Annotated in this window: 20 protein-coding genes; 15 read left to right on the forward strand and 5 right to left on the reverse strand. The window is 71.6% G+C overall.

Features of this window, described 5'->3' with window-relative positions:
* The first annotated feature begins 37 nt into the window (after positions 1 to 37).
* The 5 genes from STVA_RS02710 to STVA_RS02730 are packed head-to-tail and all read left to right on the forward strand — an operon-like array spanning position 38 to position 4710.
* Positions 38 to 523 carry a 3-hydroxyacyl-ACP dehydratase FabZ family protein gene (locus STVA_RS02710; RefSeq protein ID WP_123694444.1) on the forward strand — a complete coding sequence of 162 codons (486 nt, stop codon included), beginning with the start codon at positions 38 to 40 and terminating at the stop codon, positions 521 to 523.
* Positions 520 to 1707 carry a beta-ketoacyl-ACP synthase gene (locus tag STVA_RS02715; protein ID WP_123694442.1) on the forward strand — a complete coding sequence of 396 codons (1188 nt, stop codon included), beginning with the start codon at positions 520 to 522 and terminating at the stop codon, positions 1705 to 1707. Before STVA_RS02710 ends, STVA_RS02715 begins: the two co-directional genes overlap by 4 nt.
* Entirely contained in the window at positions 1704 to 2948 is a 1245-nt protein-coding gene (locus STVA_RS02720) for a beta-ketoacyl synthase N-terminal-like domain-containing protein (protein WP_123694440.1), read from the forward strand. Before STVA_RS02715 ends, STVA_RS02720 begins: the two co-directional genes overlap by 4 nt.
* On the forward strand, positions 2945 to 3670 hold the full coding sequence (locus STVA_RS02725; protein WP_123694438.1) for an SDR family oxidoreductase: 726 nt from the start codon (positions 2945 to 2947) through the stop codon (positions 3668 to 3670). The genes STVA_RS02720 and STVA_RS02725 overlap by 4 nt, the downstream gene beginning before the upstream one ends.
* A gap of 29 nt (positions 3671 to 3699) precedes the next feature.
* Positions 3700 to 4710, forward strand: coding sequence for a zinc-binding dehydrogenase (locus tag STVA_RS02730; RefSeq protein ID WP_245978527.1), 1011 nt, complete (start codon positions 3700 to 3702; stop codon positions 4708 to 4710).
* Between the two features lie 7 nt (positions 4711 to 4717).
* Here the strand turns inward: STVA_RS02730 and STVA_RS02735 are convergent, their stop codons facing one another.
* Positions 4718 to 4933, reverse strand: coding sequence for a hypothetical protein (locus STVA_RS02735; RefSeq protein ID WP_123694433.1), 216 nt, complete (start codon positions 4931 to 4933; stop codon positions 4718 to 4720).
* Between the two features lie 108 nt (positions 4934 to 5041).
* Between STVA_RS02735 and STVA_RS02740 the strand changes: the two genes are divergently transcribed.
* The gene (locus STVA_RS02740) at positions 5042 to 6133 is read left to right on the forward strand and encodes a hypothetical protein (RefSeq protein ID WP_123694431.1); all 1092 of its coding nucleotides are present in this window, start codon (positions 5042 to 5044) and stop codon (positions 6131 to 6133) included.
* Between the two features lie 108 nt (positions 6134 to 6241).
* Here the strand turns inward: STVA_RS02740 and STVA_RS02745 are convergent, their stop codons facing one another.
* Positions 6242 to 7045, reverse strand: coding sequence for a 3-hydroxybutyrate dehydrogenase (locus STVA_RS02745; RefSeq protein WP_123694429.1), 804 nt, complete (start codon positions 7043 to 7045; stop codon positions 6242 to 6244).
* Positions 7046 to 7137: 92 nt separating this feature from the next.
* Here STVA_RS02745 and STVA_RS02750 point away from each other — a divergent pair, with 92 nt between their 5' ends.
* The 3 genes from STVA_RS02750 (at position 7138) to STVA_RS02760 (ending at position 8976) form a co-directional block, all read left to right on the forward strand.
* Positions 7138 to 8115: a zinc-dependent alcohol dehydrogenase family protein gene (locus STVA_RS02750; RefSeq protein ID WP_170216675.1), complete on the forward strand. Its 978-nt coding sequence runs from the start codon at positions 7138 to 7140 to the stop codon at positions 8113 to 8115.
* Between the two features lie 91 nt (positions 8116 to 8206).
* The gene (locus tag STVA_RS02755; protein WP_123694425.1) at positions 8207 to 8557 is read left to right on the forward strand and encodes an STAS domain-containing protein; all 351 of its coding nucleotides are present in this window, start codon (positions 8207 to 8209) and stop codon (positions 8555 to 8557) included.
* A gap of 17 nt (positions 8558 to 8574) precedes the next feature.
* Complete coding sequence (locus STVA_RS02760; RefSeq protein WP_123694423.1) at positions 8575 to 8976, forward strand: ATP-binding protein; 402 nt, start codon at positions 8575 to 8577, stop codon at positions 8974 to 8976.
* Between the two features lie 3 nt (positions 8977 to 8979).
* On the opposite strand, the gene glsA is transcribed toward STVA_RS02760, so the two are convergent.
* Both glsA and STVA_RS02770 read right to left on the reverse strand, forming a co-directional pair.
* Positions 8980 to 9957 carry a glutaminase A gene (gene glsA, locus STVA_RS02765; protein ID WP_123694691.1) on the reverse strand — a complete coding sequence of 326 codons (978 nt, stop codon included), beginning with the start codon at positions 9955 to 9957 and terminating at the stop codon, positions 8980 to 8982.
* A 92-nt stretch (positions 9958 to 10049) separates the two neighbouring features.
* Positions 10050 to 11693 carry a Na/Pi symporter gene (locus STVA_RS02770; protein WP_123694421.1) on the reverse strand — a complete coding sequence of 548 codons (1644 nt, stop codon included), beginning with the start codon at positions 11691 to 11693 and terminating at the stop codon, positions 10050 to 10052.
* A gap of 173 nt (positions 11694 to 11866) precedes the next feature.
* On the opposite strand from STVA_RS02770, the gene STVA_RS02775 reads away from it, so the two are divergent.
* The 5 genes from STVA_RS02775 to STVA_RS02795 are packed head-to-tail and all read left to right on the forward strand — an operon-like array spanning position 11867 to position 17148.
* Positions 11867 to 12304 (forward strand): ATP-binding protein, encoded by a 438-nt coding sequence (locus STVA_RS02775; RefSeq protein WP_170216674.1) that lies wholly within the window; start codon positions 11867 to 11869, stop codon positions 12302 to 12304.
* A 12-nt stretch (positions 12305 to 12316) separates the two neighbouring features.
* Positions 12317 to 12643, forward strand: a complete 327-nt coding sequence (locus tag STVA_RS02780) for an STAS domain-containing protein (protein ID WP_123694417.1) — start codon at positions 12317 to 12319, stop codon at positions 12641 to 12643.
* A gap of 39 nt (positions 12644 to 12682) precedes the next feature.
* Entirely contained in the window at positions 12683 to 15508 is a 2826-nt protein-coding gene (locus STVA_RS02785) for a response regulator (RefSeq protein WP_123694415.1), read from the forward strand.
* A 6-nt stretch (positions 15509 to 15514) separates the two neighbouring features.
* Positions 15515 to 15892, forward strand: coding sequence for a response regulator (locus STVA_RS02790; RefSeq protein ID WP_123694413.1), 378 nt, complete (start codon positions 15515 to 15517; stop codon positions 15890 to 15892).
* Positions 15889 to 17148 (forward strand): PP2C family protein-serine/threonine phosphatase, encoded by a 1260-nt coding sequence (locus STVA_RS02795; protein ID WP_123694411.1) that lies wholly within the window; start codon positions 15889 to 15891, stop codon positions 17146 to 17148. The genes STVA_RS02790 and STVA_RS02795 overlap by 4 nt, the downstream gene beginning before the upstream one ends.
* A 7-nt stretch (positions 17149 to 17155) precedes the next feature.
* Here the strand turns inward: STVA_RS02795 and STVA_RS02800 are convergent, their stop codons facing one another.
* On the reverse strand, positions 17156 to 18328 hold the full coding sequence (locus tag STVA_RS02800) for an MFS transporter (RefSeq protein ID WP_142235622.1): 1173 nt from the start codon (positions 18326 to 18328) through the stop codon (positions 17156 to 17158).
* Between the two features lie 262 nt (positions 18329 to 18590).
* On the opposite strand from STVA_RS02800, the gene STVA_RS02805 reads away from it, so the two are divergent.
* Complete coding sequence (locus STVA_RS02805) at positions 18591 to 20216, forward strand: thiamine pyrophosphate-dependent enzyme (RefSeq protein ID WP_245978551.1); 1626 nt, start codon at positions 18591 to 18593, stop codon at positions 20214 to 20216.
* Positions 20217 to 20241: the final 25 nt, after the last annotated feature.

The raw sequence follows: 20241 nt of genomic DNA on the forward strand, positions 1-20241 counted from the left end.
CCGGACGGCCCCCGCCGGCCGTCCGCGCCCCACGGGCATGGAATTCGAATCCTTCCGCCTTGTCGACCAGCTCGAGCGGCTGACCCTCGACCCCGGCCGCATCGCCATGCGCGGCGTGGTGCCGACCCGCTCCACCATCCTGGACGCCCACTTTCCGGGCCACCCGATCATGCCGGGGGTGCTGATGGTGGAGGCGATGGCCCAGACCTCCGGCTTTCTGCTGCTGGCGATCAACAAGGCCGAGCGCATGCCTTTCCTGGCCGAAGTGAAGGAGGCCAAGCTGCGCGCCTTCGTGGCGCCCGGCACCGTGCTGTCGATCGAGGCCGACCTGGAGCATGAGGGCTCCGGCTATGCCGTCACCCACGGCCGCATCCTGCGCGACGGCAAGCGCGTGGCCGAGGCCGAGCTGCGCTTCCGCACCGTGCCTTTCCCGTCGGCCGAATTGGCGGCGATGACGCGGGCCGAGATGGCGCGCGTCGGCATCCCGGCCACGGCCGAACCCACGGACGGCGAGCGGGCATGACCCCCCCCGGCCGCGAGGTCTGGATCACGGGCGTCGGCCTCGTCTCGTCGCTGGGCGAGGGACGTGCCGCGCACATGGCGGCGCTGGCCGATCCCGCCCGCATCGCGGCTGGCCGCGACGGCGGCACCTACAGCCCGTTCCATATCCACCCGATCCGGGAACTGGCGGTCGACCGCTTCATGCCCCGGCGCGCCGACCAGCGCACCACCGGCCCCTGGATGCATTACGGCATCCACGCCGCCGGGCTGGCGCTGGAAGAGGCGGGCGTGCTGGGCGATGCTGCGCTGCTGGCGGCGACCCACGTGCTGACGGCGGCCGGCGGCGGCGAGCGCGACATCGCGCTCGACGAGGAGATCCTGGCCGAGATCGCGGCGATGGAAGCGCCCGAGGTGCTGATCAACCGGCGCCTGACCGAGGGGCTGCGGCCGACCGCCTTCCTGGCCCAGCTATCGAACATGCTGGCCGGCAACCTGTCGATCGTGCTGGGGCCGGCTGCATCCAGCCGCACCTTCATGGGCGAGGAGTCGGCCGGGGTCGAGGCGCTGCGCGTCGCGTGGCGCCGGGCGGCGACCGGGCAGGGCGACCTGTTCCTCGTCGCCGCGGCCTACAATTCCCTGCGCGCCGACATGCTGCTGCAGCACCAGACCGGCGGCCGCCTGCTCCAGGGGCCGTGGCGCGACCTGTGGGACCGGCCGGCCGGCGGCATGTGCCTCGGCAGCATGGGGGCGGCCCTGGTGGTGGAAAGTGCCGACCACGCGGTGGCCCGCGGCGCGCGGCCGATCGCGCGGCTGGCCGACATCGCCCATGGCTGGTCCAGGCGCGAGCCGGGCGCCGCCGCGGCCCTGGCCGCCGCATCCTGGCCAGACGCGGTTGCGGGCCGGACGCTGGTATTGAGCGGGGCCAGCGGCGCCGGTCCGATCACTGCCGAGGAGAAGGCGTTCCTGGCCGGCCAGGGTGGCGGCATCGCCGTGCGTGGCACGGCCGCCGCCATCGGCCATGGGGTGGAGGCCTCCTTCGCGGCCAATGTGGCGCTCGGCGCCTGGTGCGCGCAGGCGCAGTTCGCCTTCCCGCCGCTGTCGGCGGACCCGGTCGAGGTGGTGGCCGGTGCGATAGAGCGGGTCGCGGTGACGGCCTGGGGTGCCCGCCGTGGCGAGGGGCTGGCCTTGCTGGAGCCCGTCGCATGACGCGGTCCGTCGCCATCACCGGCACCGGGCTGGTCACGTCGCTGGCCCGCGGCGTCGAGGCGAACTGGACGGCCTTGCTGGCCGGCTGCTCCGGCATCCGCCGTATCACGCGCTTCCCGGTCGAGGGGCTGAAGGTCACCTTCGGCGGCGCGGTCGACCATATGGGGCTGGACGCGCTGCCGGCCAGTGGCCGCTGCCTTGCCATGGGCCAGGCGGTGGCCGCCGAGGCGCTGGCGCAGGCCGGGCTGGCGGGCCAGTCCTTTGCCGGGCCGCTGGTGCTGGCCCTGCCGCCGGTCGAGATCGAGTGGCCGCAGCGCCGCCGGCTCGCCCACCTGGCGGCGCTGCCGACCTATGCCGGCATGCTGGCGGTGGCCGATGGCGGGTCGGAAAGCCCGGCCCATGTCGATTTCCTGTTCGCGACCGTGGGCGACCGGCTGGCCGAGGCGTTCGGCACCGAGGGCCCGCCCATCACGCTGTCGACGGCCTGTGCCTCGGGGGCGACCGCCATCCAGACGGCCGTCGAGGCGATCCGGCGCGGCGACTGCGAGCGCGCGCTGGTGATCGGCAGCGAGGGCTCGCTGCAGGTGGAGGCGCTGATCCGCTTCGGCCTGCTGTCGGCCCTGTCGACCCGCAACGACGATCCGGCGGGTGCGGCGCGCCCGTTCGCCCAGGATCGCGACGGCTTCGTCATGGCCGAAGGGGCAGCCGCCCTGGTGCTGGAACGTGCCGACCTGGCCGATGCCCGCGGCGCGCGGCCGCTGGCCTATGTCCGGGGCTGCGGCGAGGCGGCCGACACCTTCCACCGCACCCGCAGCAACCCCGACGGCAGCGCCATCGTGCGCGCCATGGCCGGCGCCATCGCCGATGCCGGGCTGACGCCCGACGACATCGACCATGTGAACGCGCACGGCACCGGCACGCCCGAGAACGACAAGATGGAATGCCTGGCGATGGAACTGGTGTTCGGCGCGCGCGCCGGCGCCGTGCCCGTCACCGCGAACAAGTCGATGATCGGCCATACGCTGAGTGCGGCGGGCGCCATCGAGGCCGTCGTCTCGGTCCTGTCGCTCGACCGCCAGATCCTGCCGCCGACGATCAATCGCGATACGCCCGATCCGGCCATCGCGCTGGACATCGTCAGCGGCGCGGCGCGGCCGGCGGCCGTGCGCACCGTCCTTTCCAACTCGTTCGGCTTCGGCGGCCAGAACGTCTCGCTCGTCCTGGGGCTCGACCCGGAATGACGGCGGGCGGCGGGCAGGGCCGGCGCGTGCTGGTGACCGGCGGCGGCCGCGGCATCGGGGCGGCCATCGTCCGCTGCCTGGCGGACGCCGGCTATGCCGTCGACTATACCCACCGCCGCGAAGCGGGCGCCGGGCCCGGCCGGCCGATCGCCTGCGACCTGGCCGACCGCGCGGCGGTCGACGCCCTGGCGGAAGCGGGGGCGGGGGCGGGCTATTACGGCTTCGTCCACAATGCCGGCCTGACCTACGACCGCCTGGCCGCCATGGTCGACCAGGACCAGGGCGAGGCGGTGATGCAGGTGAATTTCTGGGCGATGACCCGGCTGGTGAAGGCGCTGGTGCGGCCGATGACGGCGGCCGGCGGCGGCCGCATCGTCCTGGTGGGCTCGGTCGCGGCCCTGGCCGGTGGGCGCGGCAATGCGATCTATGCCGCTTCCAAGGCGGCCGCGCTGGGCTACATGCGCACGCTCGTGCAGGAGGTCGCGCGCAAGGGCGTGACCGCCAACTATGTGGCCCCCGGCTTCGTCGACACCGAGATGATGGCGGCCTACGGCGCCCATCGCGCGCGGCTGGAGGCGCAGATCCCGGCCGGCCGCTATGCGGCCGCGGGCGACGTGGCGGCGGCGGTGGGCTTCCTGCTGTCGGACGCCGCCGGCTACGTCAACGGCGCGGTGCTGCCGGTCGATGGCGGGCTGTCGTCGGCGATGGCCGTGCAGCGATAAAGGGGTCGACGATGCAGGCGCTGCGGCTGATGGCCGAACGGCAGCTGGAACTGGTGGAGATGGCCGATCCCCCGCCGCCCGCCGCCGACGAGGTGCAGGTGCGGGTGCGCGCCGTCGCCCTCAACCATATCGACCTGTGGGGCTTCCGCGGCATGGCATTCGCCAAGCGCACCCTGCCGCTCACGGTCGGCGTCGAGGCGGTGGGCGAGGTGGCTGCCGTCGGCGCCGATGTCCGCACTCATCGCCCGGGCGACCGCGTGGCGCTCTATGGCGGACGCACCTGCGGGGTGTGCCAGGCCTGCCGCCAGGGCCGCGACAATCTCTGCGCCGACGTGACGGGGATCGCCGGCTTCCATGTCGACGGCTTCGCGCGCACCGCCTGCAACCTGCCGGCGCGGCTTTGCGTGGCGATCCCGGACGGGTTGTCCTGGACGGATGCCGCCTGCGCGCCGCTGACCTTCGCCACGGTCGAGCACATGCTGTTCGACAATGCCCGCCTGATGGCCGGCGAATGGATCCTGATCCATGCCGCCGGCAGCGGCATCGGCTCGGCCGCGATCCGTCTTGCCAAGGACCAGGGCGCCACGGTGATCGCGACGGCGGGCGACGACGCCAAGCTGGAAAAGGCGCTGGCGCTGGGCGCCGACCATGTCGTGAACTATCGCACGCAACGGTTCGAGAGCATGGCCCGCCGGCTGACCGGCAAGCGCGGCGTCGATGTCGTGTTTGAGCATGTCGGCCCCGACACCTGGTCGGGCAGCCTGCTGGCACTCTGCCGCGGCGGCCGGCTCGTCACCTGCGGGTCGACGGGCGGCATCCTGGCCGAGACCAACCTGTTCCAGGTCTTCCAGCAGCAACTGCGGATCTTCGGCTCGTTCGGGGCGACGCGGCGGAACGTGCGCGACGTGCTGGCGCGCATGGCATCCGGCCGGGTCGCAGCCGTGATCGACAGCGTCATTCCGCTCGACCGCTGGTCGGAGGGGCTGACCCGGCTGGAGGAGCGCCGGGTGTTCGGCAAGATCGTGGTGACGATGCCCTGAGCGGACCCTACGCGCGCAAACGCGCCGTCAGGGCCGCGGCAACGCCGAAAGCCATGGCCAGCGCTGCCAGGGCGATTGCCCCGGCCGGGTCCGTGGCGGGTGCCGCCATCGACACGGTGGCGGCATGGGCCGTCGGGTTGGCGAGCGCCGCTGCATTCGCGAACAGGGCGGCAAGGGCGCTGGCTGCGGCCGGCAGGATGGTGGCGAGGCGGGATGACGGCATGGCTGAACTCCGGTTGCCCGCGTCCGTCGCGCCGGGGCGGCGGTCGGTTCACCGGATCGGCTTCAGCATCCCTTGCCGCGGACGCGGCCTGCGTGTAGCCATCGAGCCATGATCAGAGCCTTGATCTGCCTTCTCGTCGTCGCCGTGTGGGCGCCGGCGGCAGCGCAGGCGCCCCGTGGCGCGCCGGCGTTCCACGAGAATCCACCGGCCGCCTATCGCATCCAGATCCCCCCTGGATGGCAGGCGGTCCCCAATGACGAGGTCGATTTCGCCATGCGCGACGCGCAGGCGGACATGACCCTCTATGTGCGCGTGCTGGAGGGGCCGTTCGGCGACGACCGCGACGCCTATCGCGTGCTGACGGAGTTCTTCAAGGGCGATCTCGACTATCTCGTCCTGCGCACCAGCCCCAAGCCGCTGGCGGCGATCGGGCGCGAGGGCTGGAACATCGTCATGCGCCGCACCGGCCAGCCGCGGGTGGAGATCGTGACGATCATCCCGCAGCAGCCCAACGGCGAGAGTTCCATCTACTACCATCTGCGGCTGGAGACCGCGGTTCGGCGGCTGGATGCGCTGGAGAGCGAGATGGACCGCTTGCTGAACGGCTTCCGCATCACGGGCGAGCCGGCGGCCCAGCCGGTGCGGCCCAAGAGCGACGGCGGCCAGTTCCGCCCGCCGGTGCAGCAGGGGGCGACCCCTGCCAAGCCCGCCGCGCCCGAGGCGCTGCCGGAGCGGCTGGAGGCCTGGCAGCTAGGCTATGCCCTGCGCTATCCGACCGGGTGGACGGCGGTACGGCTCAACGACTTCACCTATCGCCTGTCGGCGGGGCGGGACGCCGCCAGCCGCGAGTCGGCCGTCACCATCCAGAACATGGCCAGCACGGCGGCCGGCGGCGCCTACGAAAAGGCCGAGGACGTCGCCGGCGCGTTCCGCAAGCAGATCCTGGGCCTCGATCCCAAGGCCCAGTTCCGCAACGAGCGCCCCTTCCAGTACAACCGCACCCGCCTGCGCATCGTCGGCACGGAATTCAGCGCCACCTATCGCGTCGGCGGCAACGAGTGGCGGCAGTGGCAGGTGGTCCTGCCACGGCCCGACGGCAACGCCTTCCACGCCTGGGGCCTGACCGCGCCGGCCGACCGCTTCGACGACTATGCACGGGTGGCCGGCGCGATCTTCGAAAGCTGGGCTATCGCCCCCTGAGGCGCCTTCTTGCGCGCGTCTGCGCGCGGTCCAGCCCCCCAGCGCGCGTCAGCGCGCGGTCCAGCCCCCCAGCGCGCGTCAGCGCGCGGTCCAGCCCCCCAGCGCGCGTCAGCGCGCGGTCCAGCCATTATCGATCGGCAGTGCCGCACCGTTGAAGGACTGCCCGTTCGGCCCGCACAGCAGCAGGGCCAGCGCCCCGATCTCCTCCACCGTCGTGAAACGCTTGGCCGCCTGCGGCGCCAGCATGACGTCGCGGATCACCGCCTCGCGGTCGATGCCATGGGTCCGGGCCTGGTCGTCGATCTGCTTCTCGACCAGCGGCGTCCAGACATAGCCGGGGCAGATGGCGTTGGCGGTGATGCCGAACTCTGCTCCTTCGAGCGCGGTCGTCTTGGTAAAGCCGAGGACGCCGTGCTTGGCCGCGACATAGGCCGACTTGAACGGCGAGGCGACGAGGCCGTGGGCCGAGGCGATGTTGACGATGCGGCCCCACTTGCGCGCCTTCATCCCCGGCAGCGCGGCACGCGTCGCGTGGAAGACCGCCGACAGGTTGATGGCGATGATGGCGTCCCACTTCTCGATCGGGAAATCCTCGATCGCGGCCACATGCTGGATGCCGGCATTGTTGACCAGGATGTCGACGCCGCCGCCCAGCTTGTCGGCCGCGAAGTCGAACATGCCGGCGATCTCGGCCGGCTTGCTCATGTCGGCCGGGCAGTGGACGACCTTGACGCCGGCCGAGGTCGAGAGCTCCTGGACCAGCTCGTCGATCGCCTTGGCATCGCCGAAGCCGTTCAGCAGGATGGCGGCGCCGGCGTCGGCCAGCGCCCGGGCGATGCCCAGCCCGATGCCGCTGGTGGAGCCGGTGACGATGGCGGTGCGGCCGGCGAGCGGTCGGGTGGATTCGGTCATGGGTGCTCCTTCGTGACTGCGACTATAAATCGGGGCGCGCCGCCGGGCGGGCAAGGGCCGAGGCCGGCCGGCAGGGCATGGGAGGGTTGCGGATGAAGCGGGTGGTGTTCCATGCATTCGGCGAGCCGGGCCAGGTACTGGCGGTCGAGGACGTGCCCGATCCCGTGCCGGGAGCGGGTGAGGTGCTGGTGCGCATGCGCCTCTGCCCGATCAACCCGGCGGACCTGCTGACCGTCCGCGGCCTCTACGGCACGCGGCCGCGCCTGCCGGCGGTGCCGGGCTACGAGGGCTTGGGGATCGTGGCAGCCCTGGGCCAGGGCGTGACGGCGCCTGCCATCGGCACCCGCGTCGTGCCAATGGCCAGCAACGGCACCTGGCAGGAGTTGTGCGTGGCCAAGGCCGCGGCCCTGCTGCCGCTGCCCGACGCGATCGGCGACGAGAGTGCTGCGCAGTTCGTGGTGAACCCGCTGACGGCGCTGGCGATGGTGGAGGAGCTGGCGACGCGCCCCGGCGACTGGCTGGTGCAGACGGCGGCCGGCTCCACCCTGGGCCGCATCGTCCTGCAACTGGCCCGCACCAGCGGCTTCCACACCGTGAACCTGGTGCGCCGGCCGGAGCAGGCGGCCGAACTGGCTGGGCTGGGGGCCGATCTGGCCCTGACGCCTGACGATGGCGAACTGGGCCGCCGGGTGGTGGCGGCCACCGGCGGTGCCACCCTCCTGCGGGCGACCGATGCCGCGGGTGGGTCGATGGCGGCCGCGGCCCTGGGGCTGCTGGCACCGGGCGGCACGCTGCTGTCTTACGGCATGATGTCGGGCGAGCCCATCCCGGTCGACCCCGCGCACCTGGTGTTCCGCGACATCACCGTTCGCGGCTTTTGGCTGACGAACTGGATGCGGCGCGCTGGCGGCGAGCGGCGGGCGGCCCTGATCGCCCGGCTCGCCGGGCTGATGGGGCAGGGGCTGGTGGTGCCGCCGGTGGCGGCAATCCTGCCGCTGGACCGCATCGCCGAGGCGGTGGCGGCGGCCGAGCGTCCCGGCCGGGCGGGCAAGGTGCTGCTGTCGGCGTAGGGCCATTCCCTATCGCGCGACGGTAGTGTAACGAATCCGTAGCCGAGCGCGCCTATTGTCGCATCGGCCATCGGAGGAGGAAACCGGACCCATGCAGATGTCGGTCGAGAAGCTGTCGGACGCGGTGACGCGGGTGATCCTGTCCGGCGCGCTGGACATCAAGGGCGCGGCGGAGGTCGAGCTGCCGTTTTCCACCGTCACGGCCAAGAATGAGCGCGTGGTGGTCGACGTGGCCGAGGTGGACTATGTCGCCTCGATCGGCCTGCGGCTGCTGGTGGGGGCGGCCCGGACGGTGACGCGTCGCGGCGGCCGGCTGGTCCTGTGCAACGCCACGCCCAATGTCACGCGGGTGCTGGAGACCTCCGGGCTGAGCGGGCTCCTGCCCAATTTTCCCAGCCTACAACTGGCGGTGGCCGCGGCGAGCCAGCCGGCGACCGCGTGAGATAGCGTCCGGCCGCCATGCCCGCCATCGTTCTGCCGGCCGAGCCGGCGTCGGTGTCCAGGCTTTGGGACTGGCTGGAAGTCGAACTCGCCCATCTCGATCTCGATGCGACCCGGCGGGACGCGATCCGCCTCTGCGCAGAGGAGATCGCGACCAACATCGTCACCCATGCCTACCCGGATGGGCCAGCGGGGGCGCAGTTCACGGTCGGCCTCGATGCCGGGCCGCCCGTCGCGCTGACCTTCGAGGACGCGGGCATCGCCTTCGACCCGACCGCCCACCAGGCGGTGCCGGCCGCCGGCCGGGCCGAGGACCTGGACATCGGCGGCGTCGGCATCCGCCTGGTGCGCGGCTTCGCCCAGGGCATGGCCTATGGCCGGGCGGGTGGCACCAACCGCCTGCGGCTCACCTTCTCCTGACCGTCACCGCATCATCGTCGTCACGAACAGCGAGCCCGCGTTCGTGCATTCGAAGGCGTGCAGGCCGAAATCGGACGACAGGTCGGCAAAGGCCGCAAGGCCGCGCACGGAATTGCCCTGGGCATCCAGCCGGGGCGAGAAGGTGCCGATGCCGAGCTGGCGGTTGACGACGCCGACGATGCCGCCGCCGACGCCGCTCTTGGCCGGGATGCCGACATTGAAGGCCCAGCCGCCCGAATAGTCGTACATGCCGCAGGTGAACATGACCGCCAGCGTGTCGCGCACGGCGTTCAGCTCGAAGACCTGGCGACGGGTGGACGGGTTCTCGCCGATATGGGCCAGCGTCGCACCCATGTGCGCCAGATCGGTCGCCGTCACCTCGATCGAGCATTGCCGGAAATAGGTGTCGAGGATGGCATCGACCGGGCCGTCGATCGCCCCGCAATTGCGCAGCAGATGGCCGATGGCGCGATTGCGGTGCCCGGTCTCCACCTCCGACCGATAGACCGCCTCGTTGATCGCCAGGGGCCGTCCGGCCGCCTGCGACAGCCGGTCGAGGATGAGGGGGAATGCCCCCTCGCCGACCTGCTCGTAGAGGATGCCGGCGACCGTGATGGCGCCGGCATTGACCATCGGATTGAAGGCCCGGTTGGTCTTGGGGTCGAAGATGATGGCATTGAAGGCGTCGCCGCTCGGCTCGACGCCGACCCGGCCCAGGATCGCCTTGCGGCCGATCATCTCCAGCGCGATGCAATAGGCGTAGGGCTTGGAGACAGACTGGATGGTGAAGGGCCGGTCCGCGTGGCCGGCGGTGAAAAGCTGGCCATCGGTGGTGGCGACGGCAACCCCGAACTGGTCGGGCTCGACCATGGCGAGTTGCGGAATGTAGTCGGCCAGCGCCCCGTCCAGGTTGCCGCGATGACGCTCATGCAGCTCGATCAGTGCCTGCTGCATTCCATAGGCCTCATGTTCGCCCGCCATGCCCGGTTCGGCATGCAGACCGCGGGCGGGCTGATGCGACATGTTCATGACAGGGTCGCACGCAAATCGTGGGCCAGTCCATCCGCATTCGCCTATTCGGCGGCGGCCGTCCGCCAGGCCGCGGCCCTGGCCCCGCGATCCTTCGCCGCCAGGCGGACGATGCGCCCGGCGATCCACAGGGTGCGCTCGAACAGGCCGGTCAGGCGCAACAGGTCTTCCTGGGTGTCGGCGGGCAGGTCCTGTTGCTGGCGGATGGCACCCTGGCGCATGGCCTCCACCACGTCGCCGCGGTCGCCCGTCATCAGCGCCAGCATGGCGATCTGGTCGGCCTGCGGGTCGGCCAGGCATTCCGCCAGCAATTCCAGCACCAGGTGCAGCGATTCGGCCATGCCGCTCAGCAGCGGCTCCAGCGCCCGATGCGGGCCGAGGCGCCCGATCGTTGCCGTCAGGCTGACCAGCGTATCGATCTGCGACAGCAGCAGCTCGTTGCGGCTGCGCAAGTCGACGGCGTCCGCCACGGCGGTTGCGTCCGTCCGGCGCGCCAGGATCTCGTTGAGGAAGCGGTCGATCGCCTGGCCCAGCGCCTTCAGCCCATGCGGCAGGGCCGGCCCGGCGGCCTGCGACGGGCCTGCGTCGGCGCGGACGGCGTCCAGCAAGGACGGCAACAGCGCTGCCAGCCGCACCTGCTCCCGGCCGGCCAGGTCCACGGCGCCGGCCGGCTCTGCCAGGGCCTCGTCGTAGAGGTATTTCGGCCGGGCCAGGGCCTCGCCGGCGTCGGGCGGGGACAGGCGGGCGCACAGGCGGGACAGCGGGCCGATGGCCGCCGTGGCCAGAAGGGCGGCGGCGACTTGCACGGCCGTGAAGGCGATGCCGGTCTGTGCGCCCGGCCCATCGGCGAATGCGGCCACCGCCATCGCCATGGTCGAGGGCAGGCCCAGCATGACCTCGACGGCGGCCAGGGCCAGCAGGGCCGCCACCCCCAGCACCTTGGCGAATGCCTGGAACAGCAGGAGCTGGCGGCCGGTGCCCTGCATCCGCCAGCCGAGGATGAGGCTCGATCCGGCCGAGCCGAGCGAGGCGCCATAGACCAGTGCCGCCAGCGCCTCGAAGCTGAACCAGCTCGTGGCGGCGAGTGCCACCACGGCCGCGGCGACGGTGCTGGACGACTGCACCACCAGGGCCAGTGCCGCACCCAGCAGCAGCAGGACCACCGGCGCCCCGTGCGAGAAGGCGACGACGTCGGCGAACCATGGCGCCTCGGTCATCGGGCCCAGCGACCGGCGCAGGATCTGCAGGCCGAGGAACAGCGTCCCGACGCCGAAGAGGGCGCTGATGCCGGGGCCCCAGAGCGGCGAATCGCGCAGGCGGCTGACCTGGAGGAAGCCGGTGATGCCGACCAGGTACAGCACCACCAGCTCCAGCCGGATGGTCGCGAGCAGGACGATGGCGGCCGTGCCGACGGCGGACCAGGCGACCGCCAGCAGCCCGCGCCGCAGCGGCATGAAGCCGGCGCCGACCAGGCTGAGCACGATGTAGGCGGCGGCGTTGGTGCTCTGCGTGATCGCGCCGATGCCGGCACCCGTCAGCGCGGCCCGCAGCGGCGAGTGGGTGGCGTGGCGCAGCAGGTCGCGCAGGCGCCGGCCGGCCATCGCCTGCAGGCTGATCTGCACCTGGCGCATTCCGTACATGGCCAGGCCGAGGCCGCCCAGAATGGCCGAGATGACTTCGAACAGCATGGCGCTCCGCCGGCGACGGCCGGTCAGGGGCTGTATGGCGGCTCCCGGTTACGGTTTGATGAAGGGCCGAAATGTCGGGCCGCGTGCATCTCGGCCGTTGCCAGCCAGTCGCGGTCGCCTATGGTAGCGCCGCAGGCTGGGTTCCCGCCTGCGCGAGACGGGGGCGTCTGGGCATGGCGACGGCGGAGCGGACGGTGGAGATGCGGGCGACCACCGACGAAATACCGGTGCTGCTGGACCGCATGGAGGCCGAAGGCGGGCAGGTGGGCGCGCCGGCCGGCCTGCTTTCCGATCTGCGCCTGTGCCTCGACGAATTGCTGGTGAACGTCGTGATGCACGGCGCGCCGGCGCCGTCGGCCATCATCACCGTCCACTACCGGCTGCAGGCGGACGGCGTCTGGGCGGAGATCGTCGATCCGGGGCCGCCCTTCGATCCCCTGTCCCTGCCCGACCCCGATATCGAGCTGTCGCTCGACGATCGCGTGCCGGGCGGGCTCGGCATCTACTTCGTCCGCCGATTGATGGACGAGGTGGTGTATGAGAGGCGGGACGCATTCAATCGGTTGCGGCTCGCCAAGCGGGCCGCTTCATCCCCCGAGGCAACTCTCTGAAGGTTCGATATCATGCGGATCGTTGAAGAACCCTTTGGCAGCGGCGTGGTCGTGAAGCCGATCGGCCGGCTCGACAGCACGACGGCGCCGGCCGCCGAACAGGCCATCCGCGACGCCCTGACGCGCTCGGGCCATCGGCTCCTGCTCGACATGGGCGAGCTCGACTATGTCAGCAGCGCCGGGTTGCGGGTCGTGCTGGCCGCGGCCAAGCAGAGCAACGCCGCCAACGGCAAGTTCCTCGTCTGCGATCTTCGTCCGCAGGTGCGCCAGGTGTTCGAGCTGAGCGGCTTCACCCGCATCATCTCCATCGTGGCGACCAGGGCCGAGGCCGAACTCTGACCGGCGCCGGCGCCCCGGGTTGAAGGCGGGAGTGCCGGCTTGTCCCGCAAGCTTCTCCTTGCGTTCTGGCTGATCTCGGCCTTGACGGTTGTGGCGACCGTCGTCGCCTGGATCCGCTTCAACACGGTCCAGGAGACGATCGGCCAGCTCACCGAGAAGAGCATCCCGGAGGTCACGCTGTCCCTGGCGCTGGCCGGGCGGGCCTCCGAGATGGCGGCGGCTGCCCCCTTGCTCGGACGCTCGGCCAGCCAGGCCGAGCGGCTGCAGCGGTTCGGCGCGGTGGCGCGCCACCTGTCCGCGATCGACGAACTGCTGTCCCGCCTGAAGGCGGTGTCCGAGCAGTCCGATCGCCTGGCCCGGCTGGAGCAGGCGGTGGCGGAGATCGCCCGCGTGCTGGCGACGGTCGACCAGGGCGCGCAGCAGCAACTGGCCTCGCAGGAGCGCCTCGACAACGCCAGCCGGTCGGTGCAGGCCCTGGCCGAGCAGGCCCGCCGGATCCTGTCGCCGATCACGGCCGACGCCACCTACCGGCTGACCTCGCGCCTGGACAACCTCTCCACGGGCTCGGTCGACCTCAAGGCCACGCAGGAAGAGATCCAGCAGCTCTCGACCGAGGCGCTGGGGCCGCTGCTGACGATGCTGGACCTGCGGGCCGACCTGAACGGCATGGTGGCGGCGCTGGCCCAGGTGGCGAGCGCGCCGCGCAACGACGTCATGGCCCCCCTGCGCCCGACGGTGGTCGGGCAGCGCATGAAGATGGCGGCCGCGCTCGACATCCTGGAGCGCGCCGGCGAGGGGGAGGGCCTGCGCCGCATCGTCGAGGGCGTGATGGATCTGGGCGAGGACAATCGCCTCTTCGCCTATCGCCGCCAGGTGCTGGCCGCCAACGCCGCGGTCGGCGACGCGCTGCGCCAGTCGCAGGCGGTGGTGGCGTCGCTCACCCGCGAGATCGAGGACCTGGTGGCGGCCGCGCGCGACACGGCCGGCCGTTCGGTCGAGCGCACGCACCGGCTGGTGGACGGGACGCGCTGGCTGCTGGTCGGCCTGTCGATCGCCAGCCTGCTGGTCGGCCTGCTGATCGTCTGGCTCTACGTCGCGCGCAACATCGTCCGCCGGCTGCTGTCGATCGAGCGCGCCATGCTGGCGATCGCCGGCGGCGACCTGGCGGCACCGATCCCGGCCGCGGGCCGCGACGAGATCGGCAACATGGCGCGCGCGCTGGTCGTCTTCCGCGACAATGCCCGGGGCATCCGCGTCGCCCGCGAGGAGGCCGAAGCCGCGCGCGATGAGGCCGACGCCGCCCGGGTCGCGGCCGAGCGGGCGACGCAGGCGAAGTCCGAGTTCCTGGCCAACATGAGCCACGAGCTGCGCACGCCGCTGAATGCCATCATCGGCTACAGCGAGATCCTTCTGGAGGAGTCCGAGGACCAGGGGCTGGACGATTTCTCGCCCGACCTGGAGCGTATCCGCACCGCCGGCCGGCACCTGCTGACCATCATCAACGACATCCTCGACCTGTCGAAGATCGAGGCGGGCCGGATGGACGTGCATATCGAGGAGGTCGACCTCGGCCATCTCGTGCATGAGGTCGAGACGCTGGTGCGGCCGCAGGCCGAGAAGAACGGCAACAAGCTGGAGCTGGTCTGCCCCGACGATATCGGCCGGATGATGTCGGACAGCCAGAAGATCAAGCAGTGCCTGCTGAATCTTGCCGGCAACGCGACCAAGTTCACGAACAACGGCCGCGTCCGCCTGGTGGTGGAGCGGTTGGCGGCGGGCGGGCTGGCCGGCGTGCGCTTCGCGATCGAGGACACCGGCATCGGCATGACCGAGGAGCAGATGGGCAAGCTGTTCCGCGCCTTCACCCAGGCCGATTCCTCGACCACCAAAAAGTATGGCGGCACCGGTCTGGGCCTGGCGATCTGCAAGCATTTCGCGGCCATGCTGGGCGGCGATATCACCGTCACCAGCACGGTCGGCGTCGGCACCACCTTCGCGATGTGGCTGCCGGACCCGGCGCCGGGCGTGCCGGCCGCGCTTGCCGTGGCACCGCCGGCGGCATTGCCGGCCGAGGTCGCGGCGGCGGCGGCCGGCGACGGGGCCGGGCGCAAGATCCTGGTCGTTGACGACGATCCCAACGTGCACAACCTGCTGGGCGCCATCCTGGCCAAGGAAGGCTTCGTCGCCATCCACGCCTATTCCGGCGAGGAGGCGCTGGAGATGGCGCGGGCCGAGCGGCCGGCCTTGATCACGCTCGACGTGATGATGCCCAAGGTGAACGGCTGGTCGGTGCTGACGGCGCTCAAGGCCGATACCGACATCGACTACATCCCGGTCGTCATGGTGACGATCGACGACGATCGCGGCCTGGGTTATTCGCTGGGGGCGGCCGAATTCCTGACCAAGCCGATCGACCGGCCGAAGCTGGTGTCGGTCGTGCGCCGCTTCGCCACCTCCAACGCGCCCCGCGCCGTGCTGGTCGTCGAGGACGACGCCAACAACCGCGACCTGATGCGCCGGGCCGTCGAGGCGGGCGGGCTGCAGGCGGCCGAGGCGGAGAACGGGCTGGCGGGGCTGGACTGGCTGCGGCGCAATCCGGCGCCGGGCCTCATCCTGCTGGACCTGATGATGCCCGGGATGGACGGCTTCGGCTTCCTGGAGGCGTTGCGCGGCGACCCCGCCTGGCGGGATATTCCGGTGGTGGTGGTCACGGCCAAGACGCTGACCGCCCAGGAACATGAATATCTGAGCCAGCGGACGCGCCAAGTTGTGGCCAAGGGCGAGCATGCGATCATTGACTTGGCGGACGTCATCCGGGCCACTCTGCCGGCCGCCGGATCGCCGGCCGGGTCGAGCGGGGGATAGGGGACCATGACGAAAATCCTCATCGTCGAGGACAACGAGATGAACCGGGACCTCCTGTCGCGCCGGCTGGTCAAGAAGGGCTACGAGGTGGCGCTGGCGCTCGATGGCCATGAGGGCGTCGAGGCGGCGGGGCGCGAGATGCCGGACCTGATCCTGATGGATGTGGGTCTGCCCGGCATCGACGGCCACGAGGCCACCCGCCGGATCAAGGCCGCGGCCGCCACGACCGCGATCCCGATCATCGCGCTGACGGCGCACGCCATGTCCGACGACCGGACCAAGGCGCTCGATGCCGGCTGCGACGACTACGACACCAAGCCGATCGACATGCCCCGGCTGTTGGGCAAGATCGAGGTGCTACTGGCACGGACGGGAACGCGATGAGCGAGACCATGGAACGCACGCCGGCCGACCGCCGCGCGGCCAACGAAGAGCAGCGCCGCGCCGCCATGGCGCGAATCGGCGGCGGGGCGGTGTCGGTGCTGGTCGTCGACGACCATCCCGACAATCGCGACCTCCTGAAGCGCCGCCTGGAGCGGCTGGGCGTCACCCATGTCGGCATGGCGGTCGACGGGCTGGAGGCGGTGGCGATGATCCGCGCCCAGCCCTTCGACCTGGTCTTCCTCGACGTCATGATGCCGAACATGAACGGCTACGAGGTGCTGGAGCGGCTGCGCGACGAGAACCGCCTGGCAGACCTGCCCGTGGTCATGATCTCGGCCCTGACCGAGATGGACAGCGTCGTGCGCTGCATCGAACTGGGGGCCGAGGACTATCTGGCCAAGCCCTTCAACCCGACGCTGCTGCGCGCGCGCCTCTATGCCCTGCTGGAGAAGAAGCGCCTGCGGGATGCGGTGCGCGAGAACCTGCGCCGGCTGGAAAGCGACCTGGAGGCGGCGCGCTCGAGCCAGCTCGGCATGGTGCCCCCGGCCATGGAGCCGCGCGGCGCCGACTGGCCGGTCGGCATCCAGGCCAAGCTGGAGCCGGCGCGCCAGGTCGGCGGCGACCTGATCGACTTCTTCCCGCTGGGGGCGGGGCATTGCTGCTTCCTCCTGGGCGACGTCTCCGGCAAGGGGCCGGCTGCGGCGCTCTTCATGGCACGGGCCTGGGGCACGCTGCGATCGGCGGCACCGCTGTGGACCGAGCGCACGGACGACAATGCCGGCGTGGCCGCGATGATGCAGGCGGTCAACCAGCGCATGAGCGAGGCCAACCCCGCCTTCGAGTTCCTGACGCTGTTCGTGGGCGTGCTCGACGTGGCGACCGGGCGCATCGTCTATTCCAATGCCGGCCATCCGCCGCCATACCGCATGCGGGCGGGCGAGGCGCCGCTGCCCCTGCCGTTGGTGGGCGGCATGCCGGTCGGCATCGACGAGCGGGTCGGATACACTGTGGGGTCGATCGACCTGGCGCCCGGCGACCGCATCGTCGTCTATTCCGACGGCGTCACCGAGGCGATGAACACGGCCAAGGAATTCTATGGCGACGACCATCTGGCCGATGTCCTCGACCAGGTCCGCGAAGCCGACCCGGCCGGCCTGGTGGCCCATGTCCGCCAGTCGGTAGCCGAGTTCGCGCTGGGCGAGGAACAGTCCGACGACATCGCCATCCTGGCGCTGGGCTGGAAGGTCGGCGACTGAGATCGGTCTAGCCGTCGGCCCGCCACCCTTCCGGGTCGGGCAGGCGGATGCTGGCGACGACCGCCAGGGCCGACAGCAGCGCGCAGGCGCCGATCGGCCAAGTGTAGGAGCCGAGGCGATCGAAGGCGAAGCCGGCCAGCGGCGGCCCCAGCAGGCAGCCGACGGCGACGCCGCTGAAGACCGCGCCCATGATGGCGCCGATGGCGCGCGCGCCGAAGAAGTCCGCGCAAAGCGTCGGCACGAGCGCGACATAGCCGCCATAGCTGAGGCCGAAGGCGACCGCGAACACGGCCAGCATCCACAACTGGCCGGCCGCCATCCAGAAGACGAGCAGGGCCGCCTGGCCGGCCACCACGGCGATCAGCACGCGGCGGCGGCCGAGCCGGTCGGCGGCCGAGCCGATGACGAAGCGGCCGAGGATGCTGCCGGCGCCGATCAGGCCGAGCAGGGAGGCAGCGGCGCGCTCCGACGCGCCGAGGTCGATAGCGGCCGGCGCCAGGTGGACGAACGGCACGAAGATCCCGAACGAGGTGAGGAAGGTCGCAATCGCCATCAGGCGGAACGGCCGGCTGCGGGCGGCCGCCCGGAAGTCGAGCCCGCTCATGGCGCGCGGCCCGATGCCGGGGCTGGCGGCTGGCAGGCCGTCCGGCGCCAGGCCGCGGCGCTGCGGCCGGCTGTCGAGCAGCAGGGCGCCCGTGCCGCCCACCAGCAGGGTGCCGGCGGCCAGTACCAGATAGCTGTCGCGCCAGCCGATCGCCCCCACCAGCCAGGCGGCGACGGGGGGTATCACCAGCGTGCCGGCGCCGATGCCGGCGATGGCGATGCCCGTGGCGAACGCCCGGCGGCGCACGAACCAGGGCTGCACCGCGCCCACCGACGGCACGTAGGAAAAGCCGACGCCGATGCCGACGCCCAGCCCCGCCGCCAGGTAGATCTGCCACAGGGCGTCCGCCCGGCTGGCCAGCGCCAGGCCGGCCGTCATGATCGCCATGCCGAGGAAGGCGACGCGGCGCGGCCCCCAGCGGTCGGCCGCCGCCCCGCTGGCCAGCCCCAGGCCGAAATAGAGCGAGCCCGAGATCGCGAAGACGATGGAAAGGTCGCCGCGCCGGGCCGCGAACTCGCGCTCCAGCGCGGTGAAGAAGGCCCCGAAGCTGTAGCCGACGCCGAAGCCCGCGAACATGACCGCGAACGCCGCGCCGACGACGATCCAGCCGTGGAATATGGGCAGGGTCGGGATGAGACGGGATCGGGCGGGGCGGGCATGGGCGGCGGAGGCTAGCAGGGCCGGCGGCCGCCGTCGCGTGCCGGCGTGTCCTGCCGCGCCGGCCGTGGCGTCCCGGGGGTGCGCCGGCCGGGCCGCCCATGCTAGGTTTGGCGGCGCGCCCGGCTGCCCGGCGGCGGGGACGCATCGGCATTCGTAAGAAGGATAATCCGTGACAAAAATGACCGGCGGACAGGCGCTCGTGGGCGCCCTGCACCAGCATGGGGTGGATACGGTTTTCGGCCTGCCCGGCGTTCAGCTCGACTGGCTGTTCAACGCCTTTCATGACCGCAAGAATCAGGTCCGCGTCATCCATAGCCGGCACGAGCAGGGCGTCGCCTACATGGCTTATGGCTATGCCCAGGCCAGCGGCCGCGTCGGCACCTATGCGGTCGTCCCCGGCCCGGGTGTGCTGAACACGACGGCCGCCCTGGCGACGGCCTATGCCTGCAACAGCCCCGTCCTGTGCCTGACCGGCCAGATCCATTCGGCCCATATCGGCCGCGGCGTCGGCCAGTTGCATGAGATCCCCGACCAGCTCGGCGTCATCGAGCGCCTGACGAAATGGTCCGCGCGCGCCAACCACCCGACCGAGATTCCGGGCCTGGTGCGCGAGGCGTTCCGCCAGATGGGCACGGGCCGCCCGCGGCCGGCGGGCCTGGAAGTGCCGCCCGACATCCTGCAACTGGAGACCGACGTCGACCTGGGTAGCGTGGCCCAGCCCGAAGCCGCGCCGGAGCCCGATTCGGATGCCATCGCCCGGGCAGCCAAGCTGCTGGGCGAGGCCAAGCGGCCGATGATCTTCGTCGGCAGCGGCTGCTGGGACGCGACCGAGGAGCTGCTGGCCCTGGCCGAGATGCTGCAGGCGCCGGTGATCGCCTCGCGCAACGGCATCGGCGCCATCGACGACCGCAACCCCCTGTCGCAGAAGCTGCAGGCGGCGTGGGAGATGTGGGCGACGGCCGACGTGGTGCTGGGCGTCGGCACCCGCCTGTCGCCCAACGTGCCGTCCTGGGGCGTCGATGCCGACCTCAAGATCATCCGCATGGACATCGACCCCGTCGAGGTCACCCGCAACGGCAAGCCCGACGTCGGCATCGTCACGACGGCCAAGCGCGGCCTGGTGGCGCTGGCCGACGCGGTCGCCAAGGTGGCCGTCGCCCGCCCGTCGCGCACCGACGAGCTGAAGGCCCTCCAGGGCAAGACGCACGCCTTCTACGAGGAGAAGCTGGCGCCGCAGATGTCCTGGATCAACGCGCTGCGCCGCGCGCTGCCGGACGATGTGGTGCTGGTCGACGAGCTGACCCAGATCGGTTACGTCGCCCGCGTCGGCTTTCCCTGCTATCGCCCGCGCAGCTACATCACGTCGGGCTACCAGGGCACGCTGGGCTTCGGCTTCGCCACGGCGCTCGGCGCCAAGGTGGCCTGCCCGGACCGGCCGGTCGTCTCCATCACCGGCGACGGCGGCTTCATGTTCAACGTCCAGGAACTGTCGACCGCGGTCCAGAACGGCATCCACCTGATCACCGTCGTCTTCGCCGACGGGGCCTTCGGCAACGTCCAGCGCATGCAGCGCCAGGACTATGGCGACCGGGTGATCGCGACCGAGCTGCACAACCCGGACTTCGTGAAGCTGGCCGAGAGCTTCGGCGCCCAGGGTGCCCGCGTCGATACCCCGGCCGAGCTGGAGAAGGCGCTGGCCCGCGCGCTGCGCGAGCCCGGCCCGTGGCTGATCGAGGCCCGCGTCGGGCGCCTGCCCGATCCCTGGCCGGTGCTGGGCGTCGGCCGGGCGCGCGGGCGCAAGTAGGCCGCGGCGATCGGGGCTGGGGGGC

This window comes from Stella humosa (genome assembly GCF_006738645.1).
GTDB lineage: Bacteria > Pseudomonadota > Alphaproteobacteria > ATCC43930 > Allostellaceae > Allostella > Allostella humosa.

Excerpts from the sequence above, each read along its gene's own strand:
- STVA_RS02710 (WP_123694444.1), top strand. The coding sequence starts at position 38 with ATGGAATTCGAATCCTTCCGCCTTGTCGACCAGCTCGAGCGGCTGACC.
- STVA_RS02715 (WP_123694442.1), top strand. The coding sequence starts at position 520 with ATGACCCCCCCCGGCCGCGAGGTCTGGATCACGGGCGTCGGCCTCGTC.
- STVA_RS02720 (WP_123694440.1), top strand. The coding sequence starts at position 1,704 with ATGACGCGGTCCGTCGCCATCACCGGCACCGGGCTGGTCACGTCGCTG.
- STVA_RS02725 (WP_123694438.1), top strand. The coding sequence starts at position 2,945 with ATGACGGCGGGCGGCGGGCAGGGCCGGCGCGTGCTGGTGACCGGCGGC.
- STVA_RS02730 (WP_245978527.1), top strand. The coding sequence starts at position 3,700 with ATGGCCGAACGGCAGCTGGAACTGGTGGAGATGGCCGATCCCCCGCCG.
- STVA_RS02735 (WP_123694433.1), bottom strand. The coding sequence starts at position 4,933 with ATGCCGTCATCCCGCCTCGCCACCATCCTGCCGGCCGCAGCCAGCGCC.
- STVA_RS02740 (WP_123694431.1), top strand. The coding sequence starts at position 5,042 with ATGATCAGAGCCTTGATCTGCCTTCTCGTCGTCGCCGTGTGGGCGCCG.
- STVA_RS02745 (WP_123694429.1), bottom strand. The coding sequence starts at position 7,045 with ATGACCGAATCCACCCGACCGCTCGCCGGCCGCACCGCCATCGTCACC.
- STVA_RS02750 (WP_170216675.1), top strand. The coding sequence starts at position 7,138 with ATGAAGCGGGTGGTGTTCCATGCATTCGGCGAGCCGGGCCAGGTACTG.
- STVA_RS02755 (WP_123694425.1), top strand. The coding sequence starts at position 8,207 with ATGCAGATGTCGGTCGAGAAGCTGTCGGACGCGGTGACGCGGGTGATC.
- STVA_RS02760 (WP_123694423.1), top strand. The coding sequence starts at position 8,575 with ATGCCCGCCATCGTTCTGCCGGCCGAGCCGGCGTCGGTGTCCAGGCTT.
- glsA (WP_123694691.1), bottom strand. The coding sequence starts at position 9,957 with ATGGCGGGCGAACATGAGGCCTATGGAATGCAGCAGGCACTGATCGAG.
- STVA_RS02770 (WP_123694421.1), bottom strand. The coding sequence starts at position 11,693 with ATGCTGTTCGAAGTCATCTCGGCCATTCTGGGCGGCCTCGGCCTGGCC.
- STVA_RS02775 (WP_170216674.1), top strand. The coding sequence starts at position 11,867 with ATGGCGACGGCGGAGCGGACGGTGGAGATGCGGGCGACCACCGACGAA.
- STVA_RS02780 (WP_123694417.1), top strand. The coding sequence starts at position 12,317 with ATGCGGATCGTTGAAGAACCCTTTGGCAGCGGCGTGGTCGTGAAGCCG.
- STVA_RS02790 (WP_123694413.1), top strand. The coding sequence starts at position 15,515 with ATGACGAAAATCCTCATCGTCGAGGACAACGAGATGAACCGGGACCTC.
- STVA_RS02795 (WP_123694411.1), top strand. The coding sequence starts at position 15,889 with ATGAGCGAGACCATGGAACGCACGCCGGCCGACCGCCGCGCGGCCAAC.
- STVA_RS02800 (WP_142235622.1), bottom strand. The coding sequence starts at position 18,328 with ATGTTCGCGGGCTTCGGCGTCGGCTACAGCTTCGGGGCCTTCTTCACC.
- STVA_RS02805 (WP_245978551.1), top strand. The coding sequence starts at position 18,591 with ATGACCGGCGGACAGGCGCTCGTGGGCGCCCTGCACCAGCATGGGGTG.